General features: G+C 64.4%; 25 protein-coding genes and 1 tRNA gene. 16 read left to right on the top strand and 10 right to left on the bottom strand.

The genetic code is table 11. The features are described 5' to 3' along the window. Nucleotides 1-19: 19 nt before the first annotated feature. Complete coding sequence (locus KMW22_RS11210; protein WP_221090133.1) at nt 20-1,705, bottom strand: DUF262 domain-containing protein; 1,686 nt, start codon at nt 1,703-1,705, stop codon at nt 20-22. A 103-nt stretch (nt 1,706-1,808) separates the two neighbouring features. On the opposite strand from KMW22_RS11210, the gene KMW22_RS11205 reads away from it, so the two are divergent. Further along, on the top strand, nt 1,809-2,597 hold the full coding sequence (locus KMW22_RS11205; protein WP_221090132.1) for a hypothetical protein: 789 nt from the start codon (nt 1,809-1,811) through the stop codon (nt 2,595-2,597). 8 nt (nt 2,598-2,605) lie between these two features. Here KMW22_RS11205 and KMW22_RS11200 read toward each other — a convergent pair whose 3' ends face one another. The 5 genes from KMW22_RS11200 to KMW22_RS11180 form a co-directional block, all read right to left on the bottom strand. Beyond that, nucleotides 2,606-3,178, bottom strand: a complete 573-nt coding sequence (locus KMW22_RS11200) for a hypothetical protein (protein ID WP_221090131.1) — start codon at nt 3,176-3,178, stop codon at nt 2,606-2,608. A gap of 68 nt (nt 3,179-3,246) precedes the next feature. Continuing rightward, nucleotides 3,247-4,602 (bottom strand): restriction endonuclease subunit S, encoded by a 1,356-nt coding sequence (locus KMW22_RS11195; RefSeq protein ID WP_221090130.1) that lies wholly within the window; start codon nt 4,600-4,602, stop codon nt 3,247-3,249. After that, entirely contained in the window at nt 4,599-6,446 is a 1,848-nt protein-coding gene (locus KMW22_RS11190) for an ATP-binding protein (RefSeq protein ID WP_221090129.1), read from the bottom strand. Before KMW22_RS11190 ends, KMW22_RS11195 begins: the two co-directional genes overlap by 4 nt. Beyond that, a complete protein-coding gene (locus KMW22_RS11185; protein ID WP_328774667.1) occupies nt 6,443-8,479 on the bottom strand; it encodes a type I restriction-modification system subunit M in 2,037 nt (678 codons plus the stop codon). Before KMW22_RS11185 ends, KMW22_RS11190 begins: the two co-directional genes overlap by 4 nt. A 113-nt stretch (nt 8,480-8,592) precedes the next feature. Further along, complete coding sequence (locus KMW22_RS11180; RefSeq protein WP_221090128.1) at nt 8,593-9,894, bottom strand: hypothetical protein; 1,302 nt, start codon at nt 9,892-9,894, stop codon at nt 8,593-8,595. A 374-nt stretch (nt 9,895-10,268) separates the two neighbouring features. On the opposite strand from KMW22_RS11180, the gene KMW22_RS11175 reads away from it, so the two are divergent. The 6 genes from KMW22_RS11175 (at nt 10,269) to KMW22_RS11150 (ending at nt 13,955) form a co-directional block, all read left to right on the top strand. After that, nucleotides 10,269-10,336: transfer RNA gene (locus tag KMW22_RS11175), tRNA-Phe, on the top strand. Between the two features lie 196 nt (nt 10,337-10,532). Then, nucleotides 10,533-11,000: a preQ(1) synthase gene (queF, locus tag KMW22_RS11170; RefSeq protein WP_221090127.1), complete on the top strand. Its 468-nt coding sequence runs from the start codon at nt 10,533-10,535 to the stop codon at nt 10,998-11,000. Nucleotide 11,001: 1 nt separating this feature from the next. Then, nucleotides 11,002-11,412 (top strand): 6-pyruvoyl trahydropterin synthase family protein, encoded by a 411-nt coding sequence (locus tag KMW22_RS11165; protein WP_221090126.1) that lies wholly within the window; start codon nt 11,002-11,004, stop codon nt 11,410-11,412. Then, a complete protein-coding gene (locus tag KMW22_RS11160; RefSeq protein ID WP_221090125.1) occupies nt 11,409-12,101 on the top strand; it encodes a 7-carboxy-7-deazaguanine synthase QueE in 693 nt (230 codons plus the stop codon). The genes KMW22_RS11165 and KMW22_RS11160 overlap by 4 nt, the downstream gene beginning before the upstream one ends. 2 nt (nt 12,102-12,103) lie before the next feature. Further along, nucleotides 12,104-12,799 (top strand): 7-cyano-7-deazaguanine synthase QueC, encoded by a 696-nt coding sequence (gene queC / locus KMW22_RS11155; RefSeq protein WP_221090124.1) that lies wholly within the window; start codon nt 12,104-12,106, stop codon nt 12,797-12,799. A gap of 337 nt (nt 12,800-13,136) precedes the next feature. Further along, the gene (locus KMW22_RS11150) at nt 13,137-13,955 is read left to right on the top strand and encodes a class I SAM-dependent methyltransferase (protein ID WP_221090123.1); all 819 of its coding nucleotides are present in this window, start codon (nt 13,137-13,139) and stop codon (nt 13,953-13,955) included. 7 nt (nt 13,956-13,962) lie between these two features. On the opposite strand, the gene KMW22_RS11145 is transcribed toward KMW22_RS11150, so the two are convergent. Then, nucleotides 13,963-14,496, bottom strand: coding sequence for a hypothetical protein (locus tag KMW22_RS11145; protein WP_221090122.1), 534 nt, complete (start codon nt 14,494-14,496; stop codon nt 13,963-13,965). A gap of 103 nt (nt 14,497-14,599) precedes the next feature. Between KMW22_RS11145 and KMW22_RS11140 the strand changes: the two genes are divergently transcribed. Further along, complete coding sequence (locus KMW22_RS11140; protein WP_221090121.1) at nt 14,600-15,259, top strand: class I SAM-dependent methyltransferase; 660 nt, start codon at nt 14,600-14,602, stop codon at nt 15,257-15,259. Here KMW22_RS11140 and truA read toward each other — a convergent pair. Beyond that, nucleotides 15,214-16,053 (bottom strand): tRNA pseudouridine(38-40) synthase TruA, encoded by an 840-nt coding sequence (truA, locus tag KMW22_RS11135; RefSeq protein WP_221090120.1) that lies wholly within the window; start codon nt 16,051-16,053, stop codon nt 15,214-15,216. The genes KMW22_RS11140 and truA overlap by 46 nt on opposite strands. 66 nt (nt 16,054-16,119) lie before the next feature. Here truA and KMW22_RS11130 point away from each other — a divergent pair, with 66 nt between their 5' ends. From KMW22_RS11130 to KMW22_RS11100, 7 genes are all read left to right on the top strand, one after another. Continuing rightward, entirely contained in the window at nt 16,120-16,950 is an 831-nt protein-coding gene (locus tag KMW22_RS11130) for a M23 family metallopeptidase (protein ID WP_328774666.1), read from the top strand. Beyond that, the gene (locus KMW22_RS11125; RefSeq protein WP_221090119.1) at nt 16,947-17,189 is read left to right on the top strand and encodes an antibiotic biosynthesis monooxygenase family protein; all 243 of its coding nucleotides are present in this window, start codon (nt 16,947-16,949) and stop codon (nt 17,187-17,189) included. The genes KMW22_RS11130 and KMW22_RS11125 overlap by 4 nt, the downstream gene beginning before the upstream one ends. Before the next feature lie 126 nt (nt 17,190-17,315). Continuing rightward, complete coding sequence (locus KMW22_RS11120) at nt 17,316-17,645, top strand: PadR family transcriptional regulator (protein ID WP_221090118.1); 330 nt, start codon at nt 17,316-17,318, stop codon at nt 17,643-17,645. Further along, entirely contained in the window at nt 17,642-18,937 is a 1,296-nt protein-coding gene (locus KMW22_RS11115; RefSeq protein ID WP_221090117.1) for a hypothetical protein, read from the top strand. The genes KMW22_RS11120 and KMW22_RS11115 overlap by 4 nt, the downstream gene beginning before the upstream one ends. Continuing rightward, complete coding sequence (locus tag KMW22_RS11110; RefSeq protein WP_221090116.1) at nt 18,934-19,581, top strand: hypothetical protein; 648 nt, start codon at nt 18,934-18,936, stop codon at nt 19,579-19,581. The genes KMW22_RS11115 and KMW22_RS11110 overlap by 4 nt, the downstream gene beginning before the upstream one ends. A gap of 205 nt (nt 19,582-19,786) precedes the next feature. Continuing rightward, nucleotides 19,787-20,590 carry a guanitoxin biosynthesis heme-dependent pre-guanitoxin N-hydroxylase GntA gene (gene gntA / locus KMW22_RS11105; protein WP_221090115.1) on the top strand — a complete coding sequence of 268 codons (804 nt, stop codon included), beginning with the start codon at nt 19,787-19,789 and terminating at the stop codon, nt 20,588-20,590. A 63-nt stretch (nt 20,591-20,653) separates the two neighbouring features. Then, the gene (locus tag KMW22_RS11100) at nt 20,654-21,265 is read left to right on the top strand and encodes a DUF1989 domain-containing protein (RefSeq protein ID WP_221090114.1); all 612 of its coding nucleotides are present in this window, start codon (nt 20,654-20,656) and stop codon (nt 21,263-21,265) included. 131 nt (nt 21,266-21,396) lie between these two features. Here KMW22_RS11100 and surE read toward each other — a convergent pair whose 3' ends face one another. Continuing rightward, on the bottom strand, nt 21,397-22,188 hold the full coding sequence (gene surE / locus KMW22_RS11095; RefSeq protein WP_221090113.1) for a 5'/3'-nucleotidase SurE: 792 nt from the start codon (nt 22,186-22,188) through the stop codon (nt 21,397-21,399). Nucleotides 22,189-22,257: 69 nt separating this feature from the next. On the opposite strand from surE, the gene KMW22_RS11090 reads away from it, so the two are divergent. Next, nucleotides 22,258-22,686, top strand: a complete 429-nt coding sequence (locus KMW22_RS11090) for a hypothetical protein (RefSeq protein WP_221090112.1) — start codon at nt 22,258-22,260, stop codon at nt 22,684-22,686. Between the two features lie 110 nt (nt 22,687-22,796). Here KMW22_RS11090 and KMW22_RS11085 read toward each other — a convergent pair whose 3' ends face one another. Continuing rightward, complete coding sequence (locus KMW22_RS11085) at nt 22,797-22,970, bottom strand: hypothetical protein (protein WP_235692868.1); 174 nt, start codon at nt 22,968-22,970, stop codon at nt 22,797-22,799. Between the last annotated feature and the right edge of the window lie 182 nt (nt 22,971-23,152).

The raw sequence follows: 23,152 nt of genomic DNA, 5'->3' as shown, positions 1-23,152 counted from the left end.
GCGTTCAAGTGCTTGGCGCCTAGAGCTTCCAGAGCCTGGCCAGCACGGCCACACTCTCCTGTTGGCGCTGCTGCAGCACCTGCAACGTCCACGTGGTGGCGTTCGTGACCTGTGACGTCAGGGCGAACGGCGTGACGCCGCCCTTGCCCTGGAAGTATGTGGTCTTCTTCTTGTCGAAGTCGTAATTCCCTGCCTGACTGTTTTTCGTCTTGGCCAGCAGCACGAGGTTTCCGAGCCGGTGGGTCCAGGCCTCCCGCTCCTCAGGATCCGGGAACCATTGCAGCCACAGGCTCCCAGGCTTGGGGTTCTGCGGGAGGACGTGCTCGATCGTGATGATCTTATGGTCGTACGTGGCCCCGGCGCCGCTCAGAGCACTGTCAAGGCGCATCAGCACGTATCGGTTAATCTTCTTGGCGTTGTACATGTCGGCATTCAGTGCCGCCAGCGCGCGGCTCACCTCATCCGCGCGGAGGTCCATCGGCCCGCCTGGCCGCGTGACCGGGCGGCCTGATTCGATCTCGCCAAGCACCTCGGCATACCGGCCGATGCGTTTGTTCACGTCGGCGCGAATCACCATCATCACCGCCGCAAGCCGTTCGAGAGCCTGAAAAAACTCTGCGAGAGCCGGGGGGTTGTTGCGGTGCCGCACGAAGTATGCCAGCGCAGGCGGTACCCAGTCCTCGTTGTCGATGCGGCTCAGCCAGCCGGTCAGTTCGTTCACAGCCTCAGCGCCGTGCGTCGCCTCGTACTCTTGGTTCCGGATAATCCGGTAGACGTCCGCGTATGGCTGCAGGGTGTCGTCCATGAAGCCGGCCGGGTTGTCCTGCGGCCGGACGAACTGTCGGATCTCCTTGAGCAGGGTGTCCTGCGCCTTAACCTTCCGGAACACGGTCCGCAGGTGCGAGAACAGGTTCTCGAACGACGCGCGCCCCAGCGTCTCCTCAGTCGACTCCCATGTCTGCGTGTACGCCTCCCGCTTCGCTTCGGGAATTGCGCCGATGATTTCCGACTTCAGGATGTCGGTGTACGACAGGTCCATCCCCCGGTCGTTCATGACCGAGAAGATCCGGTACGCCGACTCCATGTTCGGCGTGCTGACCGCCACAAGGAAGCAGTTGGTCAGGATGTACCGGCTCAGCCGCAGGCAGGTCTCCTGCCCCAGCGCCTCCAGGCGCCTGCGGAACAGCTGGTGGTTCTCCAGAATGTTGCGCTGTGGGTCCGGCAGGACGACCGCCTGCAAGGAGGCTAGGTCGAGGCTAGCGTCCTGCACGGCCTTGCGGAAGAACCCGTTGTCACGCTCCCGGATGCTCAACCGCGGCTGATCCGGCGTTCCCGTAAAAGCGTCACCCTCCTGGAAGAGGTATTTGTTCAGGCCCTTGGCACCGGTATACCCGAGGGCGCTGAGGGTGTCGCGCATGGCGGCAAAGAGGATGGTCAGCGTGGTAAGGCGCTGCTGCCCGTCAATCACCTCGGCCGGCGGCTTTCCGTCCTGCTTGATGAGGACGATGCTTCCCAGGAAGTACGGCTCCCCCTCCTGAACCTGCTCGTTGGTGGCAGGCAACGCCTCGATCAGGTCACTGAGCAGCTCTTCGGCCTGCTCGGTCGTCCACGAGTACGGCCGCTGGTACAGCGGAATGGTGAACGCGAATTCGTCACTGAAAATCTTCTGGATCGGGTGCTCGCCCCCGTGAATGCGTGCGCTCATGTGCCGGGCATTCTTTCAGGTTCCCAGAATCGTTTGTTGCACAAAAAGCCTGCTGGTACACGTAGACAGCAGGTCGGCGGACCCGCCCCCCTTACCATGAGGTATGCGTGCACTCCTCCTCGTCTCACTGATGACCTGCTCTGCGCTGGCGGCCCCTGCCCCCGTCACGTACAAGATCTCGTCAGATATGAGGCGGCTGACAGCAACTGCCGGAGGACAGACATTGACGCTTATCGACACGATAAAACAACTGCCGCGCGCGTACTTCCATGAAGATCGCGCGGACGGGTTTGTTGAGGGCATGGCGATTCTTGACCTCGTGGTACGGGATTTCGATGGCGACGGTATCAACGACGCGCTGATTTCCTACAGTCTCGGAGGCAATTGCTGCGCACCCTCCTACGCTTTTGTGTCCTACAAGCCTGGCAATGTTCAGCGCATCTCCAACTCCTTCACCTCCTGGCGCACTCCCCCCATTGAACTCTTCAAAGGCAAAGTGGCCGTCAAGGTGCGCGACGAGGAGGAGGGAGTAGTCACCCGCTTCGGGTTCGCTGGTGGGAAGGCTGTGGTCCTAGATGAACAGCCTATTCCTGAGCTGACAGCACTGATTGAGATGCGTATTGAGTCGTTCAATGTGGCGAAATCCTCAGTGAGTTTCAACGTCGGCGGTGACTCGCAGAAAGAACTGATGACCTGTCGCGTCTGGGACCGCTGGAATACCCTCCTGTGCGGTATCAAGGACCGCCAGGGCCGCGTCCTGCTAGAGGAAAGCTTGGGATGCGACCGGTACGGCATCTTGGCCAGCAAGACCCGCGGATACAACGACCTCGTGTGTGGCCTCGACAGCGTGGGTCGCTGGAACGGAAAGACTTGGGTGTTCCCACAGAACTGAGTGGTACTTCAATCAGTCGCTTCCTGTTTCGTTGGCTTGACGCCTGAAGCAAGCCCTTCGTCAAGCAGAAGAGCGAACCATGCGAGCAGCAGCTTGCGAAAATCCTGGACTGATAACGTCACAAATTCGTAATCGTCGCTGTCTCTGATAACGCTTTGACCAAAGGTCAAAGAAGCAATCTCTCGGTTGGGATCCCCTTTCACAAAGATGTTGCCGTGAGCAAGACCATTCCTCAGGATGTCAAAGAAACGCTCCGTGATCATGTTGTCGGGTATCGCGCCGAGAGCAGATAACTCGACGCCAGCGGGCCTCAGGAGCTTCTGATATTGCACAGATGGCTGTACCAACGCCCAAAAGCTTCCTGCCTTAAGTGGAAGTTTGAATTCCTGATGAATAGTATCGGCGAGACCCAGGAAAGCGGCCACATCAGGATGATTGGCGACGATTGCCCCGCCGGCTCGACGCTTTGGTCTGTGACCCGGCTCCAGGGTGTTATTCCGGTCCTTGAGCCGTTCGCGTGGGATGACGAATCCGCTAGAGGCCACCAGCAAGAGCTGAGTTACTTCAAGGTCGAAGTTCATCCTCTCGCTTCGCTGAAGCAGATCAAGGCACCGTTTGGGAAAATCTCGAACGAAATCCTTGTATACACTCATCCCTGATTTGTCGCCTCTCTTACGTCAATCTGGCCGGTGACTGCCGCTGTGATTAGCGCGGCGCGGTACTCCCGCAAGCGCGTAATACTCTGCTCAAGCTTCTGCCCTAGCGCGTCGAGTTTAGCGTTCTCCACATTGAGATAAATGGCGATGGCTTGCTGCTCAGAAGTAGGAGGCAGCGGTACAGGAAGTGTACCTAAGACCCCCATACCGATATTGGGCTGTGTACCATAGCTTGCTGAAAGTGAGACGTTTATTTGGAAAAAACTGGATCGTAATGCGTAATAAGCATAACTAGAAAGCAAATCTTTTTGATTTGCTCTAATAAGCGCTAATGGAGACCAAATACTGAATTCTTCATCTGTGTCGACCAGTGCAACATTCCCAGTAGTATTACCTGACTTAACCATCAGCAGATCATTGCGTTGGACTCTGGTCTTTTTACTATATGACAGATGCATCTCGCGGGAGATATTTCCCCAGCGCCTGGAGAAGTCGAGGCGGCCATTCTTTACAGCCTCTGCAGACACAAACGGAACACCATCCTCAACTGCCTCAGGAGTCTCATGTGGGCCGTCAGAGATAGGTACCGCAAGAACATGTTTGAGGGCGGTACGACGCCACCCCTCCGGCACCGGTCCCAGCCAGGACACACCGGAATCCTTCAGTGCCACATCTGGATTCAGGCCTCGTGTTACTGCCTGTGAAATCACGGCCTGCCGTTGCTCCTCCAGCAGCTCCAGCAGCCGCTCCTTGCGCTTGATCAGTCCGTCAAGGTGTACTGTCTCACGATCGAGAAAGGCAACAATGGCACGCTGCTCGAGAAGCGGTGGAAGGGGCAACTCTAGGACCTTGAACTCTGAGAAACGAAAGTCTGTGGAGCGCTCACGAATACCTTTCGAAAGAGATGTGATGAAGCCTGTCCGCGCCATGTTTTGGAGCATGTACCCATAGAAGTGCGGGAGTGCATCGGAGGCTGGCTTGCACACTGAATACACAGGTGAGCATTTGCCGTCTGAATCAGATACCCCGATAGCGCCTGCAAAGGCATCCATAGCGCTAATCACCAAGTCGTCTTTGCGGACACCCTGGTAACCAATCTCTTTGGCCGCAAATGTGTAACCCTCTTCACGGCGCAGCCGCCGCAATGTCACCTGCCCATCTCGGAACGCGGTAATAACTTCATCTTCATTCCGCGTTGGGCGCTGCATCCTAGTGAATAAATACTGAGCCTTTCTAGAATCCCAGTGTGTAGGTATTTCTTTGAGCCAACTGATACTAGATGGCTTATATGTGGCGTAAGGTTGAATGGACTGCAAATGTTTTTCGTTTTTGGGGAGTGTAATCGTCATTCTTCGTCCTTCTTTACAGCTCTATACGCCTGCTTGGGGTGCTTGGGCTGATCTGGGATGGTGTACTCCAACACGGCAGCGTGGAGTAGAGGGCGCACGTACTCAGCTAGGACGTAACGAGGGTTGCGACCCACCATTTGCCCTAGGGCTTCAGCAGTCTGCGGCGCGAGTCGGCACAGCTCCACGATTACGGCGCGGATGCTGTCGCGGTCGCTGCGCTCCCCCAGCTCGGCAATCTGCTGTGTCAGGGACTCAGGCATAGCAGGTAAGCCACTAGGCATGGCAGGTAAGGTATCGGGCATGGCAGATAGCAATGCAGCATCTGCCTGAGTTGAACTTATGGTGACCTGTGCCCACCCGTCTGCTAGTTCGTAGTAGGTTGCACGGCCCTTGTGCCGGGACTCCAGCACGCCTTGACTGCATAAATACTTCAGGCGCCTGCTGGCAGTTAGGGTATCCACCCTGTTCAGATCGCGGTATGCCGCGTTTGTGACGGCCCCTGTCTCACGGGCATAGATCAGCGCACGGGCATCCTCATCTGTGAGCTGCGCGCCCTGAAATTGCCGGAGCCATTGCTGATCCTCCGCACTCAGGAAGTGGTGGAACAGGTACGTGGCGATGAATCGGTTGTCAGGGCGGTCTGACTCGAAGTGGGGCGGCGTGAGTCCGCTTGCCTCCATCAGTTTGCGCATCACGCGAATGCCGCTGCCCTTGGTTTCCGCGAAATTCGTATCGTGCAGTGCGGCAGCAATCTTGGGGTTACGCGTCTCACTGCCAGGCTCTCCCAGTCGCTCCTCGTACTTCAGCGAGTAACCGGGGTTGCGGAACTCTAGGCGGTTGGCATACCGGATGACCTGTACTGGGCTGTGCTGCCGGTAGCTACGGTGCATTAGCGCGTTGACCAGCCCCTCGCGAATCACCCGCTGAGGGATGGCTGGTGTGTGCTGTGCCTGAAGCTGGCCTTCTGGCAGACGGAAGCTTTTCACCAGGTCGTCGAGGATGGCCGCTTCGGTGCGGCGCACCAGCCGCATCAGGGGCGCGCGGAGCTCCACGGTATCGAACCGGTGTTCAGGGTCTTCGATCCACTGCTTGCCGATGATACGGATGTAATCCACACGCATTAGCGGAAAAAAGCGCCGCAGGGCGATGCCCGTTCCGAACAGCAGAAGGCCCGCAACCGTGGGCCGCCAGCTGCCCTTGCTGTCCTGGCGAATGCCACTCAGGGCTTTGAGTAGATCTGTGTCGCTGTACTCGAGTTCCTCCGCAATCGGATTCACCTTGCGCCGCTCGGCGCGGTAGTCTTCCAGCGCAGCCGGATCAATGTCCTCAAGCGTGGCATCAGGAACGATGGTGTCGTCGTAACTCCCCGTGGCCCGGCCCTGGTACAGCTCATTTAAGTCTTCCTCGGTGCAGCGCTGGTCGCTGTTTCCGATCCGGCGAAAGGCTCCGCCGGGCAGCCCGGTTTTCTTGAAAAACACCGGCTTCTGCTCCGCGGATGCCTCGCGCACATACAGGCCGACGACGAGCTTGCCCCCAATACGCTCCTGCCACACCTCGGGCCGGACCGGGACATTGAACGCCTCCCGCGTCTGCGTGACTAGGGTGTTAATCAGGTTGTCGGGGTCCTCTACGCCCACAGGCGCATATACATCCAGGAGCGCGCTACTGTCCTTCTCGACCCCGAGGAGGATGAATCCCCCGTCGAGGCCTGGCTCGTTGCTGAACGCGCAGATGGTCTCGAGGATGGACTTCCCAGCCTGCTGGCCTCGCTTTGCCTCAATGCGCTCCCCTTCATCCAGCTCTCCGAGGCGTTCTAAGAGTTCAGCGATGCTGGGTCGGGTCATACGTTCAGGTCCCGCAGCATCTCCATAATCTCCGCCTCCAGCGTGCGGATGTCTGCCTGAATGGCCTCAAGGGGCCGCGGCGGGGTGTAGGTGTAGAAGTACCGCGTGAAGCTGATCTCGTACCCGACCTTGCCGGGAAGTCCGTCCTTATGGTCACAGATCTCTGTGTTGATCCAGGCATCTGGCACGTAAGGGCGCACCTCACGCTCGAAGTACGCCTGCACGTCTTCGTTCAGCGGCACGCTCTCGGTATCCCGCAAATCAGGGTCGGGGAGGGGGCGACCGTCCTTATCGGTCACGATCTCCCCGGCCTCGTCCCGCTCGCTCAGAGCCTCCAGGACCGCTTTTAGTTCGGGCGTCTTGAGCTTGACCCTCGCCTTGAGGAGCGCCCCGTGCAGCTGGCGTTCGAAAACCTTGTGGTCGCGGTAGACGTCCTCTCCCAGATCCACCAGGGCAGTCACGAGGCCCTGCCGCGTTTCCGCAGCGAGCTTCTGAAGGGACTTCTTCGCGTTGAGCCGCTCGATGCGTTCCAGACTCGCCTGATAGTTCAGGCGCAGAGGACGCTCGACCGTCACCTTGCGGTAGCCGAAGTCGGTGGTGTCGAAGATCTTCACGAGGTCGCTCTGCGCCTCACCCGCCTCGCGGTACAGCCGCACGATCTCCCTAATCTGCTCGGGACTGATCTCGTTGCGCTTGTCGCCCAGGCTCTTGCGTATCTTGCGCGAGAACCCTGCCGCGTTGATCAATTGCACCTTGCCGCGTCGCGACTCCGGCTTGGCATTATCGAGCACCCAGATATATGTACTGATTCCGGTGTTGTAGAACAGCTGGTCCGGTAGGGCAATGAGCGCGTCAAGCCAATCATTTTCCAGGATCCAGCGGCGGATCTCGCTCTCGCCGCTGCCAGCATCGCCCGTAAACAGCGGACTGCCGTTCAGGACGATGGCAATCCGGCTGCCTTCCGGTTTCATCTTACTGATGAGGTGCTGCAGGAACAGCAGGCTGCCGTCGCTGACGCGGGGCGTGCCTGCACCGAAGCGCCCCTCAAATCCCTGCTGGCTGTGCTCCTCCTCAATAGCTGTCTGGATCTTCTTCCAGTCCACACCGAACGGAGGGTTAGAGAGCATGTAGTCAAAGGTCTTTGGGCGACCTTCACGGCCGTTGAGCTGGTCTTGCGTCAGGCTGTTTCCGAGATATATGCGGCTGTCGTCCTCCCCGACGATCAACAGGTCGCTCTTACAGACTGCGTAGGACTTGGGGTTCAGCTCCTGGCCGAACAGGCGGATGTTCGCCTTGGCATTCACCTGCTCCCGCACGTGCTCCTTGGCGATACTGAGCATGCCACCTGTCCCGGCCGTCGGGTCGTACACAGTACGAACCACGCCGGGCACGTTCAGAGCGTCCTCGTCACCTGTGAACAGAAGGCTGACCATCAGGCGGATCACTTCGCGGGGCGTGAAGTGCTCCCCGGCTGTTTCGTTGCTCTGCTCGTTGAACTTCCGGATCAGCTCTTCGAACACGTACCCCATTTCCAGATTGCTGACCTGGGCCGGGGACAGGTCCACCGTGCTGAACTTCTGTAGGACCAGGTAGAGCAGGTCAGCGCTGTCAAGGCGATCAATCTGCGTCATGAACCCGAAGTGATCCGTGAACAGCTCCCGGACGTTCTGACTGAACCCCTGAATATAGGCGCGCAGGTTCACCGCGTGATCCTTGGTGCTTGTGGCAATGTCCGTGAACGTCAGGCGGCTGGTGTTGTAGAACTTCTGCCCGGACGCGCGCGTCAACACAGGGTCCAGATTGTCAAGCTTGTCCTTGAACCCCAGGTACTGCTCCTGCACGCGTGCATGCGTCGGAGCCAGCACGCTGTCGAGACGGCGCATGACCGTCAGTGGCAGGATGACATCTGCATACTCGTACTGCTTGAAGTCACCCCGCAACAGGTCTGCAATATTCCAGATGAGACTGGCCTGATTGTTGATGGTGTTCAACGCTGCTGGCGCAGCGTTCGGTGTATCCACGGAACTCGTCACAGTGCCATGTAGGGTAGCGGGTACACAAGCGTGAAACCGTTACAAGCGCTTGCGGTGCGTAGCGGGGCTGCCGACCACGTGTAGATGAAGGCAGGCCGTCCGTTGTTACGCTCTTACCTTACGAAGCGAGCGCGATTGTTCAGGGGGCGTGTGAACTGAAGAATCCGCTCTTCCCGAACAGGCTGAAGGCGGCTTTTCTGCGCCTTCTCCGCTGCGCGGAATAGATTGGCGTAAAGCAAGCGGATATGCTCGAAGTTCTTGCGTCCTATAACGGCTTTTGAGCTTGTCACGATGTCTGAAAAGTAATGAGGGAGATCGCGGGCAAGTTCAGTGAGGGTCCCTTGCCTACCATTGATCAACCACAGGGAAGCGTCTTTACTCACGCCCTGAACGTGGTATCGCCCCACCCGCACATCAACCAGCCGGATGAGTTCGTTGCTGGCGCCCTTGGGTTTCTTGATGTCTCGTCGTGGCTCAGCGCGATTGACTTGAGCAGTCCGGGTTGGTTGACTTGCGGATTTTTCCGCCTTGCGTTGAGCCGGTTTCGCCAGGCTCGAATCAGCACTCCGTTTTCGCTCCTTGAAGGGTGGTGACCCCAAGAAGCTTTCGACCTCTGGTGTGCCCTCAGTGGCCTCAGTTGCACGGCTCACGTGCGGCTTCTGTTGACCTGTGTCCGATGCACGCTTCTTTGGTGGCTGTCCGGACACACCTACAGCATCCTCTCGACCTCGTTCCCTGAAGGGCTGGAGTCCCAGGTCGCCGTCCACATCAGCCAGAGCAGCTGGCAAGAAATCTGTAGGTAAACCCTGTTGAGGAAGCTCTCCACGCGGTGGAAGAGGCAGATTGAACCCTCCCAGTCCCTGCTCCTGCCGAAAGTTCGAGATCATCCTCCGGAGCCCCTTGGCCTTCTGCGGGTACAAGCCGAGTACGACTTCCACGTCGACCCTCTGTCCATCCACCATCAAAACCATGCCACTGGCAACAAGACCTTGAACCTTCAGCTGCCCGTCGCGCCACGGCTTTTTCAGATAAATCATCGGCTCACGGTTGAGGGGCCGTGATCCTCCATCCACGTCGTACAGGTCTATTTGCCTCACTGGTCGCGGTGCTGGGATTTCCTGATCGACGATCGAGAGTTTGGCTGCATCTCGCTGAGGAAGGTTCTTGAACGCCCGTTTTTTCTTTCGAACCAGACTTGCAGGACAATGGATTTCCACGAGAGACCAGAGTTTTTCTCTTTGTTCCACGTTGTGCAGGGCAAGCGCCTCCACCGTCAATCTCACTGTCTTTTGGCCTTCAATCCATAACTCAACTTCGCCCGTACTCCAGAAGCGATGCAGCACTGCCGTCTGACTCTCATAAAGGACGGCAAGCTGCATATCATGAGCTTCTTTCGCGTCTTCTTTGCGTGCCATTCTCTCCCCCGGGTTTAGTTCGCTAAGGGCTATCGGATGAGGCGCTGTTGATACTTGTCAAGCAGGCGATTGGCGAAGTGAGCGCCGAGGGGGCAAGAGCAGAGCGCACAGGGGAATCGGTGAATGGCGTTCACAGAGATGATGCGGCTAGTTAAGTCGTGAAGAGGTTGTTCCATAAGCTACAACGAGTGGCGCCCTTCGGTGAAAAGAAATTGGCTGAAAGCTAGGCTGCAGGCATAGAGTGCAGGCCTGGCTGTGTTATCCCTCCCGTTCATGTAGCGACTCCCTGCTGAGATTTCTGGAGCAATCATTTGCTCTAACGCAAGATTGACAGTCCAAAATGAGCAGGATATGCTGTCTGGGACGAGGTAAATAGCTCAGCTGGTAGAGCAAACGACTGAAAATCGTTGGGTCGCCGGTTCAAGTCCGGCCCTGGCCACCACGAGAAGCCCCCACCCCTGCGGTGGGGCTTTTTGCTGTGCCTCTCTATCCCTGCTTGGTTTCTGCCCCCTGGCCCCGGATAATGCCCCCGAGCCCGCCCGGCGCCCGTCACGGCGCTGGCGGCTCCCAACAAGGACAACCTGTGCTGTTGTCCCAGTTCCCCCGTACCAAGCGGGCGGGCTGCACCGGGAGACCTCATGACCAACCTGACCACCGGGGCCGACTGCGGACCCCAGAACCCCGGCTTTGACCGCCGCTACGACGTGCAGGGCCTGGACGCCATTGACGTGGCCGTGCTGGGCACCTTCCCATACGTGCGCGAGGACGACCCCGTGCGCTACCCCGGCGAGCCCATGCAAATTGAAATCGTGACCGACGAGTTCAGCCCGGTCTGCCCCTGGAGCGGCCTGCCGGACTTTGGACGGCTGGAAATCCGCTACCTGCCGCGCGAAACCTGCGTGGAGCTGAAAAGCCTGAAGTACTACCTCACCAGCTACCGCTTTGTGGGCATCTACCACGAGCACGCCACCCGGCGCGTGCTGGCCGATCTGGTGGCGCTGCTGAATCCCCTGCGCATGGAGCTCCGCTGCGACTACGGCATGCGCGGCGGCCTGAACACCATCTGCACCGTGCGCTACGTGGCCCCCGACCACCAGGCCCGCTGAGATGCCCTGGACCCTGACGACCGAGTTCACCTTCGACTCGGCGCACGTGATCGTGGGCTACGACGGCCCCTGCGGGCGCCTGCACGGCCACACCTACCGCGTGCGCCTGGCACTGACCAGCGAGCGGCTGCGCCCCAGTGCCCATGTGAAGCGCGCGGTCATGGTGGCCGACTTCAAGACCCTGAAGTGGGCCAAGAAAGATGTGGAGGCCGGCGGCCTGGACCACGCCTTCCTGAACGACCTGCCCGAACTGGGGGACGACACCACCGCCGAGGTGATTGCCGCCTACCTGCACCGCCACACCCTGGCGCGGGTGCGCACGGACCTGCCGGACGGGGACGACGGCGCAGACCTGAAACTGCGCGTCACGCTGTGGGAAACCCCGGACAGCTGCTGCGAGTACTGGGAATGAAGTACCCCATCTACGAGCGCTTCTACACCTGGCAGGGCGAGGGGGTGCATCTGGGGCGGGCGGCCTACTTCATCCGGCTGTACGGCTGCCCGCAGGCCTGCCCGTGGTGCGACAGTGCCGGCACCTGGCACCCGGCGTTCCGGCCCCAGGGGGTCACGCTGCTGGGGGCGCCGGCCCTGGCGGACCTCGTGCGCGCCGAGAGCCCGGACGGCGCCGTCGTGGTGATCACCGGAGGTGAGCCCATTCTGTTTGACTTGGCGCACCTCACCGACGCCCTGCACGCGCTGGGGCGCCGCGTTCACCTGGAAACCAGCGGCATTGCCCCCCTGCGTGGCGAGCTGGACTGGGTGACCCTCTCGCCCAAGCCGTTCGGGCAATGGCCCGAGCCCAGCGTGGTGGCCCGCGCCGACGAAGTAAAGCTCATCGTGCAGGAGGCCGGCGATATCGCGGCGGGGCTGGCCACGCTGACCGGCCTGCGGGACGACGCCGTGATCTGGCTGCACCCCGAATGGAGCCGGGCGCGCGACCGGGACGCGGCCGTGCTGAACGCGATTACCGAAGCGGTGAAGACCAACCCCCGCCTGCGCGCGGGCTACCAGATGCACAAGCTGTACCGCGCCGACGAACTGGACGCGGGCAGCGACCGACGCCTCATTCCGCTGGGCGGCAATCCCGCCCTGGGGTACTGACCATGACCGAACCCGCCAAACGCGCCGTGGTGCTGCTTTCCGGCGGCCTGGATTCCAGCACCGTGCTGGGCCTGGCCACCCGGGACGGCTACGCCTGCACCGCCCTGTCTTTCCGCTACGGCCAGCGCCACACTGTGGAACTGGAGCGCGCCGCCCAGGTGGCACAGCACTTTGGGGCCCAGCACCGCGTGATTGACATCAACATCGGGTCGTTCGGGGGCAGCGCCCTGACCGACGACACCATCGCCGTGCCCACCGATGGCACCGAGGACGGCGTGATTCCGCCCACCTACGTCCCGGGGCGCAACACCGTGTTCATTGCGGTGGGGCTCAGTCTGGCCGAGGCGATGGGGGCCGAGCGGCTGTTTCTGGGGATCAACGCCGTGGATTACAGCGGCTATCCCGACTGCCGCCCGGAGTATCTGGCGGCGTTTCAAACGCTGGCGGACCTGGCCACGAAGGCGGGGCTGGAAGGGCGTGGGGCGGTGCTCTGTGCGCCGCTGGTGCACATGACCAAGGTGGACATTGTGCGGGCGGCGCTGGAGGTCGGGGTGCCGGTGGCGGTGACGTGGAGCTGCTATCAGGGGGGGGCGGAGCCGTGTGGGGTGTGTGATTCTTGCCGGATTCGGGATAGGGCGTTGGTGGAGGCGGGGTACCCCGAGCTGGCGACGGGGGTGGGGTTCGGTTTCTCGCAGTAGCCCCACCCCCCAGCCCCCTACCCCAGAGGGGCAGGGGGAGCAAACGTTCGCACTGGGCAAGAGTTTTTACTGATGTTGGCGGGTTCGCTCTATCCGTTGACGTGTCCGGCTTCGACGCCAGCCTCCGCCCCAGCGCAATGGCCCGCGCCCTTCGGGCACGACGGCCTCGGCTGGACCTGGGCGGTAGCGGGGCACTGGCAACTTGGTGTGGGCCCGAAAGTTCTACTTTTTAGAACATGGGCCAAAGCTCTCACGGCATTGGCTGACCTCTTTTCTCTCTGAAGGCATAAGCCACCCGGCGCAGGTCTTTGGGGGGTGGTCTCCTCTAGGCTGCTGCATGACCGAGATCAGCGCGTATTACGGGCAGGACCGGGAGCATGACCGTTTAACGCGCGGGCTGGGCACGGTGGAATTCGTGCGGACAGTGGAGTTACTGGGCCGGTTGTTGCCGCCGGCGCCGGCCACGGTGGTGGATGTGGGGGCTGGGGCAGGCGCCTATGCACGGGAACTGCTGGGGCAGGGGTACGTGGTGCACGCGCTGGACGCCATGCCAGGGCATGTCGAACGGCTGCGCGCCGATCCCACGCTGGCGGGGCTGGCTTCGGTGACGCTGGGGGACGCGCGGAGGCTGCCCTACCCAGACGAAGAGGCCGACGCCGCGCTGCTGCTGGGCCCGCTGTACCACCTGCCCGCAGAGGCCGACCGGGCCCAGGCCCTGGCCGAAGCGCGCCGGGTGCTGAAGCCGGGTGGGCGGGTGCTGGTGGCGGCCATCTCGCGGGCCGCCGCCATAGCGGGCGACTTCTCGCGCCTGGACATAGATGAGGCCTACGCCCGGTCCATCCGGGAAACCGCCTACGAAACGGGCGTCTACCACAACCCAGAAGGCCGCCCCGGCTTCTTTACCACTGCCTATTTTCACCACCCGCAAGAACTGGCCGCTGAAGTGCAGGCTGCTGGCTTTGCGGGGGTGGAGGTGCTGGCCATTGAAGGGCCTACGAACCTGCTGCGCGACCCCGAACAGGCGCTGGCCGACCCCGCCCGGCGCGCGGGGATCCTGCGGGCGCTGCGGCAGGTGGAGCGTGACCCGGCCTTACTGGGCATCAGCCCGCATCTGCTGGCGGTGGGCACCGTGCCGGCCTCAAGCGCTGCTCCGTGAAGTTGGATCAGGGCGCAGGTTCCACCCAGAACACGCCGCCCAGGCCCAGGCGGGGGCTCAGCTCCAAGGGCTCGCCCGTCGCGTTCAGCACGGCGCGCAGCTCACCGCCCGGCTGGTAGGCGCGCAGCACCCCGTAATGCTGCTGCCGGGGGCTGAATTCCAGGCCCACCACAGGAAGGCCCTGGGCAAACAGCCGCTCCAGATGGACTTCCAAGGCAGGCCCCCGGCGCACACCCCACAGCCCCCGGGCGCGCAGGGGCAGGTTCCGGGCGGCCAGATAGCCGTTGACCCCGCCCAGCCAGCGCCACGGCCAGGTGGCCCGCCAGCCGCCGGTCAGGGGCACCCGGAAGGCCCCCTGCCACGCAGCCAGTTCGCCAGCCAGCTCGTCCCGTGGGGGCAGGTCCAGAGCCTGCCGCTCGGCCTGCACACGCAGCAGGGTCGCCGCGCTCAGGGCGCCGCAGCCCACCAGCCCGCCGCGCCACGGGGGCTGGGCGCCGTCTTTGGGCAGGCGGGGTCCCGGAAACACCACCAGTTCGGGCATGGCCCTAGGCTAACGGGCAGGCGCGCCGGGCCGCATGAGGGGCACCCGGGCCTGCGCTTCATGGCCGATGCGCACCCAGGCCCGCGCAGGGTACGGTGCGGCCGTGACGGAGCGCCCCCATTCCCCCGCGTGGTACGCCCGGCTGGCCCAGGAACGCGGCGAATACCGCCACCCCTGGACCCGCACCCTGGACGGCCCCGACCCCGAACAGACCTTCGACCTGCTGCTGATGGGGCAGCTGACCGCGCAGACGCGCGTGCTGGAAGCGGGCTGCGGCCACGGCCCGGACGCTACGCGCTTTGGCCCCCTGGCCGCGCGCTGGGTGGGCTACGACGCGGCCCCAGACTTTCTGGCCCAGGCCCAGGTGCAGGCCCCCGGCGCCGAGTTCGTGGCCTGGAACGGCAAGGGCGAGGTGCCCCAAGCCCTGGGGGGCCCTTTCGATCTGATCGTGTCGCGGCGCGGGCCCACCAGTGTCATCCTGCGCCTTCCCGAACTGGCGGCCCCGGGCGCCCGCTTTCTGTATGTGGGGCCCCGGCTGCATGTGCCGCAGGTGCCTGAACGGCTGGCGGCGGTGGGCTGGCCGGTGCTGGGCGAATGGCAGGTGAGTGTGCAGGCGCGTGTGCCCACCCGCGAAGACTGGGCCACGCGCTGCGCCTGGATGCAGGAACCCGGGCGCCTGGGCGACTGGGACGCACAGGCCGGGCCCCAGGGCCTCCTCTACCGCGAGGAACGGGTGGTGGTGCTGGCCGGGTCTCCGGGGTAAAGCGCGCCCGCGAAGTAGAGCCCGCTGGCCGCCACGTTCGCCCCCGCCTGCGCACGCTGGCGGCTGTGCAAGATGCCCTGCACCCCGGCCGGGTCCAGCTTGCCCTGCCCCACCAGCAGCAGGGTGCCCACCAGCCCGCGCACCATGTGGCGCAAGAAGCTTTCGCCGTGGACGTGAATGACCCAGAGCCCGGCCCCGTCTGGGGCGACCCCGGGCACCACGGTCAGGTGCCGCAGCTCGCGCACGGTCTGGCGGTCTTCCTGGGTGGCAAAGGCGGCGAAGTCATGGGTGCCGGTCAGGGCCTGCGCGGCGGCGTTCATGGCCGCCACGTCCAGGGCCGGCGGCACATGCAGCGCCCGACCCGCCCACAGCGGATGGCGCTGCGGCGCGCACCACAGGCGGTAGACATAGCGCCGCTCCAGGCACGAAAAGCGGGCGTGAAAGCCAGAGGGGGCAGGCTGGGCGTCCAGCACCGCCACCGTCGGCGGCAGCCACGCATTCAGCGCGCGGGCCAGCCGCTCCGGGGGCACGCGGAAGGTCCCGGGCACGTCCACATGCACGGGCATGGCCTCGGCGTGCACCCCGGCGTCAGTGCGGCCGGCCGCCACCGGGCGGAAGCGGTCGGCACCCAGCCCGGCGAACGCCGCGTGCAATGTGTCCTGCACGCTGGGGGCGTTGGCCTGGGCCTGCCAGCCGGCGTAAGGGGCGCCGTCCCAGGCCACGGTCAGGCGAAGGCGGCGGTGGCCGTCGGGGGGACGAAAGGCCGGGGACAGGGGGGCGGGCGAGCGGGTCATGGGGAAGAGGGCCAAGCGCGGGCTTTCTCACGGTGCGCGGCGGGCATGAGACCTATGCTACGCGGCGTGAAGCCTTTCTTCATGGTGGGCCTGCTGCTGCTGGGCACCGTGGCCGGGGCCGCGTCTTACCGCGTGAAGCCCGGCGATACCCTCAGTGGCATTGCCGCCCGGTACGGTCTGAGCACGGCCCAGGTGCAGGCGGCCAACCCCAGGCTGCGCGGCGGCGCGCTGCAGGCCGGCTGGGTCTTAACCGTGCCCGAGCGCCCCACCCCCGGCCGCGCCTACACCGTGGCGCCGGGCGAGACTCTGAGCAGCATCGCGGCGCGCGCCGGGGTGAGCCTGGGGGCGCTGCTACAGGCCAACCCGCAGTACAAGGGGGGCCGGGCCGTGTGGGCCGGGGCCAAGCTGAAGATTCCGGCGCGGGGCAGCGTAGCCGCACCCGCCAGGACCAGCGGGGGCGCCGTGGTCCGCACCGCCAGCAGTGGCCGGGGCCAGTGGGTGTGGCCGGTGGTGGGCCACCACCGCGTCAGCAGCGGGTATGGCGAGCGCGAACTGCTGGGCGAGCGGGAAATGCACTACGGCATAGACATCAGCGCGCCGGTGGGCACGCCTGTGGTGGCGGCCCGCGCCGGGCGAGTGCTCGAAGCCCGCGCCGACTTTGCCCGGGGCTGGGGCTGGACCGTGGTGCTGCAGCACGAGGGCGGCTGGGTCACCCGCTACGCCCACCTGAGTGCCACGCTGGTGCGTGCGGGCGAACCCGTGGTGCAGGGGCAGGCGGTGGGCCGGGTGGGCGACACGGGGCGCAGCACCGGCCCCCACCTGCATTTCGGCACCTACTTGCGCTGGGGCCCGGGCGAAAGCTGGACGCCGCGCGATCCCCTCAGCTTCTACCCATGAGCGCCTGGGTGCACTACGCCGAGGGTCAGGGCGACGCCGCCCGCGCGGCCCTGCATGGCTTACTGGACGCGCTGCCCGCGCAGCCCGGCTTTCTGGGCGCGGAGCTGCTGCTCAGCCCCGGGCAACCCGCCCTGACCCTGGTGGCCAGCCGCTGGGCCGGCGAGGTGCCGCCGCTGCCGGTCCCTGAAGGCGTGCGCGCCTGGACCTTTCAGGTGCTGGACCAGCGCCAGCCGCAGTAACGCGTTGAGGGTCACCGGTCACACTTCTGTGCGCGGTCACTTGCCCTTGCATCCCGATGCCCCTCGCTTTACGATGCCAGCACATCGGAAACCGAGGCTGCCCTAGCAGTCCCGGAAAGGAGCTCTATGGACGCGCAGCAACTCAAAGGCCACCTCGACCTGCTTCTCCTGGCCAGCCTGGAGCATGGCCCCCGCTACGGCGGCCAGATCATCGCCGACGTGCAGGCCGCCACCGACGGCTACTTCTCTCTGCGCGAGGGCACCCTGTACCCGGCGCTGCACCGCCTGGAAAAGCAGGGCTTTCTGCGCGGCGAATTTCAGGTGTTGCCCCGGGGCGGCAGTCCGGTGAAGGTGTACACCCTGACCCCAGCCGGCCAGCAGGAACTGCGTGCCCAGCGCGAGCGCTACGAGCAGTTTGCCCGCGCCGTGCGCGGCGTGATTGGGAGCCCGGCATGAGCGCCACCGACCGGTTTGTGCGGCAGGCCACCCGGGGGCTGTGGGGCCAGAAAAGGCGCGACGCCCAGCTGGAACTGCGCGGCGCGGTGGAAGACAAGGTGTACCGCTACGGGCTGTGCGGCCTGAGCCCCGAGGATGCCGAACGCGCTGCCCTGCGCGATCTGGGCCGCCCCGGCGCGATTGCCCGGGACCTCAGCCGGGTGCACAGCGTGCCTGTCGCCCTGCGCGGCGCCCTGGCCCTGGGCGTGGCCGGACTGCTGAGCCTGCAGGCCGCCGCGCAGGTGGGCACGGTGCAGGCCATCCTTGACCCCCGCATGGCCCCGGCCTGCACCCTGGAGGAACTGTATGTGCAACTGGTGCCTGGGGCCACGGCGGCGGCCACCCAGCGGCTGCAGGCCACGCCCGCTGGCCGGGCCCAGGTGCAGGCCAGTGTGCTGGGACGCTTGCCAGCCGACGAAGCCGCCCATCTCCGTAGCCGGCTGAACGAACCCGGCGGTCTAGAAGCCTTAGTCAGCGAATGCCGCCAGAACATGCCCAGCTACGCCGCCAATCTCCTCAGACTGGACGATGTGCTCTCGGCCCTGGAGGCCGGCGGCGTGACAATTACTTCGGTGCAAGGCGCGGAGATGTTTCAGGTGTCGTTCCCCGGTGAGGAGCCGTTTCAGGGGGTCAATCTGGAGTACAGCACTCAGAGGATTAACGGTGCGACATATGTGAACGGCGGCGTGCTGCTAATGGCCCTCAAACGCAGTGTGACAGTGCCATTGATGCTCAGCGGTTTGCGCAATCCCACCCTGACGGTGGGCCCCGCCCGTCTACAGTTAGGCACCGACCAGCACCCGGTACTGCTCACTGACCTGCTCGGCCCGACAGTGCTTGACCAACTCAGCCCTCTGTTTCCACAAGCGCGGGGACAGCTATACCCAGCCTTAACAGCGACTCCGAGCGCCACTGATCATCGAAAGGTACAGCCTCAAGTCCAGGTGAAGGCAGCCGATGGCACCCTGTATGCCGCTATCAGTAATGTATTGTTCCTGCACAAACCGCAAAGCCCAACGCCACCCCTCTATGTGTTGTCCATTCAGGCACTCCACGGCGGGCGATTCACTACGGCCTCCATATATGAGAGTCCTGAATCTGCCACGCGTCTTGTGGACACTGTGCGCGAACTTCTGGCAGCTACGGCGAGAGGCGAACGCGCGCTGCTTGTCTACCGCTTGGACGGCAGCGACTTGCACCGCCTGACTCTGACGCCTATGCCCGCTGCTCAGCTGCGGATGGCGCAGCCATGAAGGCCCTGAGCCTGCTGCTGTGCGCTGGCCTGCTGGCGGGCGTGGCCCAGGCAGGTGGGGGACCACGCGCGCCGACCGTGCTCACGCTGAATGACACGGGGTGTCGCCCGACCATTGGCCGCGTGGTCTTTGGCCTGACCCCGGACCCGGCGGCCTCGGCGCAACTGGCGCAGATTGTGCAGGCCGATCAGGCAGCGCGGACGGGCAACCCGGCGCAGATGGACTGGAAGGCCCTGGCCGCCCAGGACGAGGCCCGGCGGGTGCAGACGCTGGCCCTGCTGCGTTCTGGCCGCCTGGGCAGTGCCCGGGACGCCTTTTCAGCGGCGCTGGTGTTTCAGCACGGCGACTGCTCCGCGCACTACCAGCTGGCGCACTGGCTGGCCGCGCAGGCCCTGGCCCAGGGCGGCATCCGGGAAGCGGGCTGGCTGTACGGCGCCACCTTCGACCGCTGGCAGATGAGCCTGGGCCGGCCCCAGCGCTACGGCACGCAGTTTGTAGAGGTGCGCCCCTGCGACATTCAGCTGGCGCCCGTGGCTGCCGGCACCACCGACCGCGAACGCGAGCGCCTGGGCATCCCAGCCCTGGGGCTGGCCCGGGCACAGGCGGACATCCTGAGTGACCGCTGCCGGCGCGGTCTGCCCTAGCCCGCGCCTGCATCTTCCCCAACTTCTCAGCTTCCTCAGTGGCGCCGCCTGTTTTCCACGGCGGCGCTTAAGCCAGGGTTGACCGGGCATTTAGACCTGAGGGAGATTCCGGGATTTCTTCCTGATGAGCCTGGGCCCTCTTTTCTAGGGTGACCTCCTGACCGGCGCGCCCTGCGTGCCCTGTGCCCACCCAGGAGGCCACCCCATGACCCAGTACATTTCCCGGCGCCCGGCGCGCTTGCCCACGATTGCCCCGTCTTCCGCCAGCAGCTATCACCTCATCTGCAGCGGTGAGCCCCAGGCCACGGGCGGCCCCGTCACCGCCGAGGTGCAGGCCCGGCATGGGGCGCTGCGCGAGGCCATCCTGGCCCCCACCTTTTCCTGCGTGGCGGCGCGCGCCTCGCTGAACACCAGTTGCTACGCCCTGGGCTGCTACGGCGCCCTTTCCGACGAGGCCAGTGTTCAGGCGCTGGCCCAGGATCTGGCCCGCTTTGTGCTTGACCAGGACCGCATGGATTCAGACTTCACCAGCATGATCGCCACGTTCGGCGGCGAGGCCCCAACCTCGGAAGAGGAATTCGAAGCCCAGCTGTGGGCCCTGCTGCGCGCCCTGCACCGCCTGGACACCGTGCCCTACAGTCCGGAGGTCAGCGCCAATCCCCAGGACCCGCGCTTCGGATTCTCGTTCGGGGGCCGGGCCTTTTTCATCATTGGCCTGCACCCGCGCAGCAGCCGCGTGGCGCGTACCCTCCCCTTTCCGGCGCTGGTGTTCAACGCCCACCGTCAGTTTCAGGCGCTGCGCGACTCGGGGCGGTTCCCCCGCATGCAGCAGACCATCCGCGCCCGCGAACTGAAGCTGCAGGGCAGCCTGAACCCCAACCTGGCCAACCACGGCGAGGTCACCGAAGCCCGCCAGTATTCCGGCCGCGCGGTCGAGGCGGATTGGGCAGCGCCGTTCCCGCACGAGCCCCAGGCCCCCAAGGGCCGCTGCCCCTTTGGACACAGCTGAGGCGCCCATGACCCACAAGATTGCCTACAGTGTGCCCGGCGGCGCCGCCGCTAGGGTGCAGCCATGACCCTCTCCACCCACCGTATTCCTCCCCAGAGCGGGACCGGCTTTCAGCTGCGTCGCGGCGACGTGCTGGTGGTCATTGACCCGCAGGGCGAGCAGGTGGCCGACCTGATGGCCTTTGCCGAGGGCAACCGCGAGGAATGGCTGTCGTCGGGGCGCACCTTCGACTACAACGAGACGATTTACCTCACCACCGGGCACGTGCTGTACAGCAACCGCAGCCGCCCCATGTTCACCCTGCTGCGCGACGATGTGGGCCAGCACGATTTTCTGCTGACCCCCTGCTCGACCGAAACCTTTGAACTGCTGTACCCGCCCGGCACCGCCGAGGGCCACCCCAGCTGCTTTTCCAATCTGGTCTCGGCGTTCGCGCCCTACGGCATTGCCCCGGACCAGATTCCCACCACCCTGAACATCTTCATGAACGTGCGGGTGGACGAGCGCGGGCGCGTGGTGATCGCCCCGCCCCTGTCGCGCGCCGGGCAGCGCCTGGAACTGCGCGCCGAGATGGACCTTGTGGTGGGCCTGACCGCCTGCTCCGCCGAGGGCAGCAACAACGGCACCTTCAAGCCGATTGACTACCAGATCATTCGTGCAGAAAGCGAAGGCTGAGTCAGGAGGTTGAGAGAGGCGCAGGGGGCAACGTTTCCGCCCCCTGCGCCTCTCTGCGAGATACGAGGCAAGCCACATGCACGGCTCTGCTCACTCACCCCGCGCACCCGCGTTCTCCCAGCCTCAACCCTTTACCCCAACCCGGGCAGGTAGCCTTCCACCTCGGCCAGCAGGTCGCGGGCGGTCAGGTCAATACGCACGGGCGAGACACTGATGTATCCGGCCTGAATGGCGCCGTAGTCGGTGGTTTCATCGTGGGCGTCGGCCGCGCGGCTGGTGCCCGCCACCCAGTGGTAATCGCGGCCTTCGGGGTCGTGACGCGTCACGATGGTGTCTTCCCAGCGGTGCTCGCCCACCCGGGTTACCCGTACGCCGCGCGGGGTGCCGTGCGGGAAATTGACGTTCAGCAGGGTGCGGGGCGGCAGGCCGCGCGCCAGCACCGCCTGGGCCAGCTGCGCGGCGTACCCGGCGCTGGCCTGGAAGTCGTACTCGCCGCTCGGGGTGGCCTGCTGGCTAAAGGCGATGGCGGGCAGGCCCAGGGTCATGCCCTCAATGGCCGCCGCCACCGTGCCGGAGTGGGTGAGGTCGTCCCCCAGGTTCAGGCCCAGGTTGATGCCGCTGACCACCAGATCCGGCCGCCCGGTGAGGTGGGTGCCCAGCACCACGCAGTCGGCTGGGGTGCCGTCCACCCGGTAGGCCGGAATCTCCCCAAAACCAGCGGCGGCCGTGTGCTTGAACCGCAGCGGGCGCCGGATGGTGATGCCGTGCCCCACCGCACTCTGCTCCACGTCCGGCGCGCTGATCACCACATCCGCAAAGCTGCCCATGGCCAAGCCCAGCGCCTTGATCCCGGGGCTGAAAATACCGTCGTCATTGGCCACCAGCACGGCCTTGCGGCCGGGAATACGGCGAAGTTCATCCATGCTGCAGGCTAGAGCATGGAGCGCCCGCTCTGCCCTGGCCGCTGACCGTGGGCCGACGTATCGTGGTGCATGACGGCAAGGCAGACAGCAGCGGCCCTGGGCCTGTGCGCCGCCCTGGGCGCGGGCGGGCTGGCAAGGGGCACCCCCGGCGCAGGCCACCTGACCCAGACGGTACAGGTGCGCGTGCCCACCGGGCGGCTGCAGGTGCGGCAGGTGGCCTGCGCCACGCCGGGCCGCCCGGACCTGCGGGCTGCCCTGACGCTGCAAGAACGGGGCCCTTTCTCCTGGGAGGTGGTGCGCCTGGACACCAACGCTGCCGGGGCCCAGGTGCTGACAGTGGGCCGCAACCTGCCGCAGATTCAACCGCACTATCAGCGCTACGTGGTGCAGGGCCAGCCCCTGGGGCGGGTGACCTTCGCCGCGCTGCTGGGCGCGTGGCAGCTGTTCGGCCTGAAATTCGACTGGGAGAAGGTCACTTACCGCTGCACCCTGTCCTGAGCACAGGCGTGGGACAGGGCCTGGAGACCAGCACGACAAGCAGGCGGCCCTTGCAATCAAGGCCGCCCCAAGTGTTTTCTACCCGCCGCCGCGCAGCGTGAGGAGGAAGCTCAGGAGATCATGCGGGGACGGTTCAGGGCCTCGTACTGCAGGAGAAGCACATGGCCGGCGCTGCCGCAGGCCAGCCGGCCCGTGGCATAGAGGGCGCGCAGGGTGGGCAGGTGGAACCAGTTGCCCTGTTCATCCTGAATCAGATCCTGGCGGGTGAAAGAAACTGCAGTCAATGGCTTGCCCGACCCTTCCATACGCACATCCTCTGCCCTGCATGCCGAACATGAAGGTCTTTTTAAGTAATCTAAATTATTCCCATTTTTTCTCTCCAAACCCTGACAAAAACAGCAGCCCTCTAGGCAGGAGGGCGGTGAAAAAGGGCAGCTCTGGTGTCTGCGAGTCGGTGGATCTGTCC

This window comes from Deinococcus aquaedulcis, from assembly GCF_019693445.1.
Taxonomy (GTDB): domain Bacteria; phylum Deinococcota; class Deinococci; order Deinococcales; family Deinococcaceae; genus Deinococcus; species Deinococcus aquaedulcis.
The sequence above is the reverse complement of the archived record's forward strand: the minus strand, read 5'-3'. Positions and strand labels throughout refer to the sequence as shown.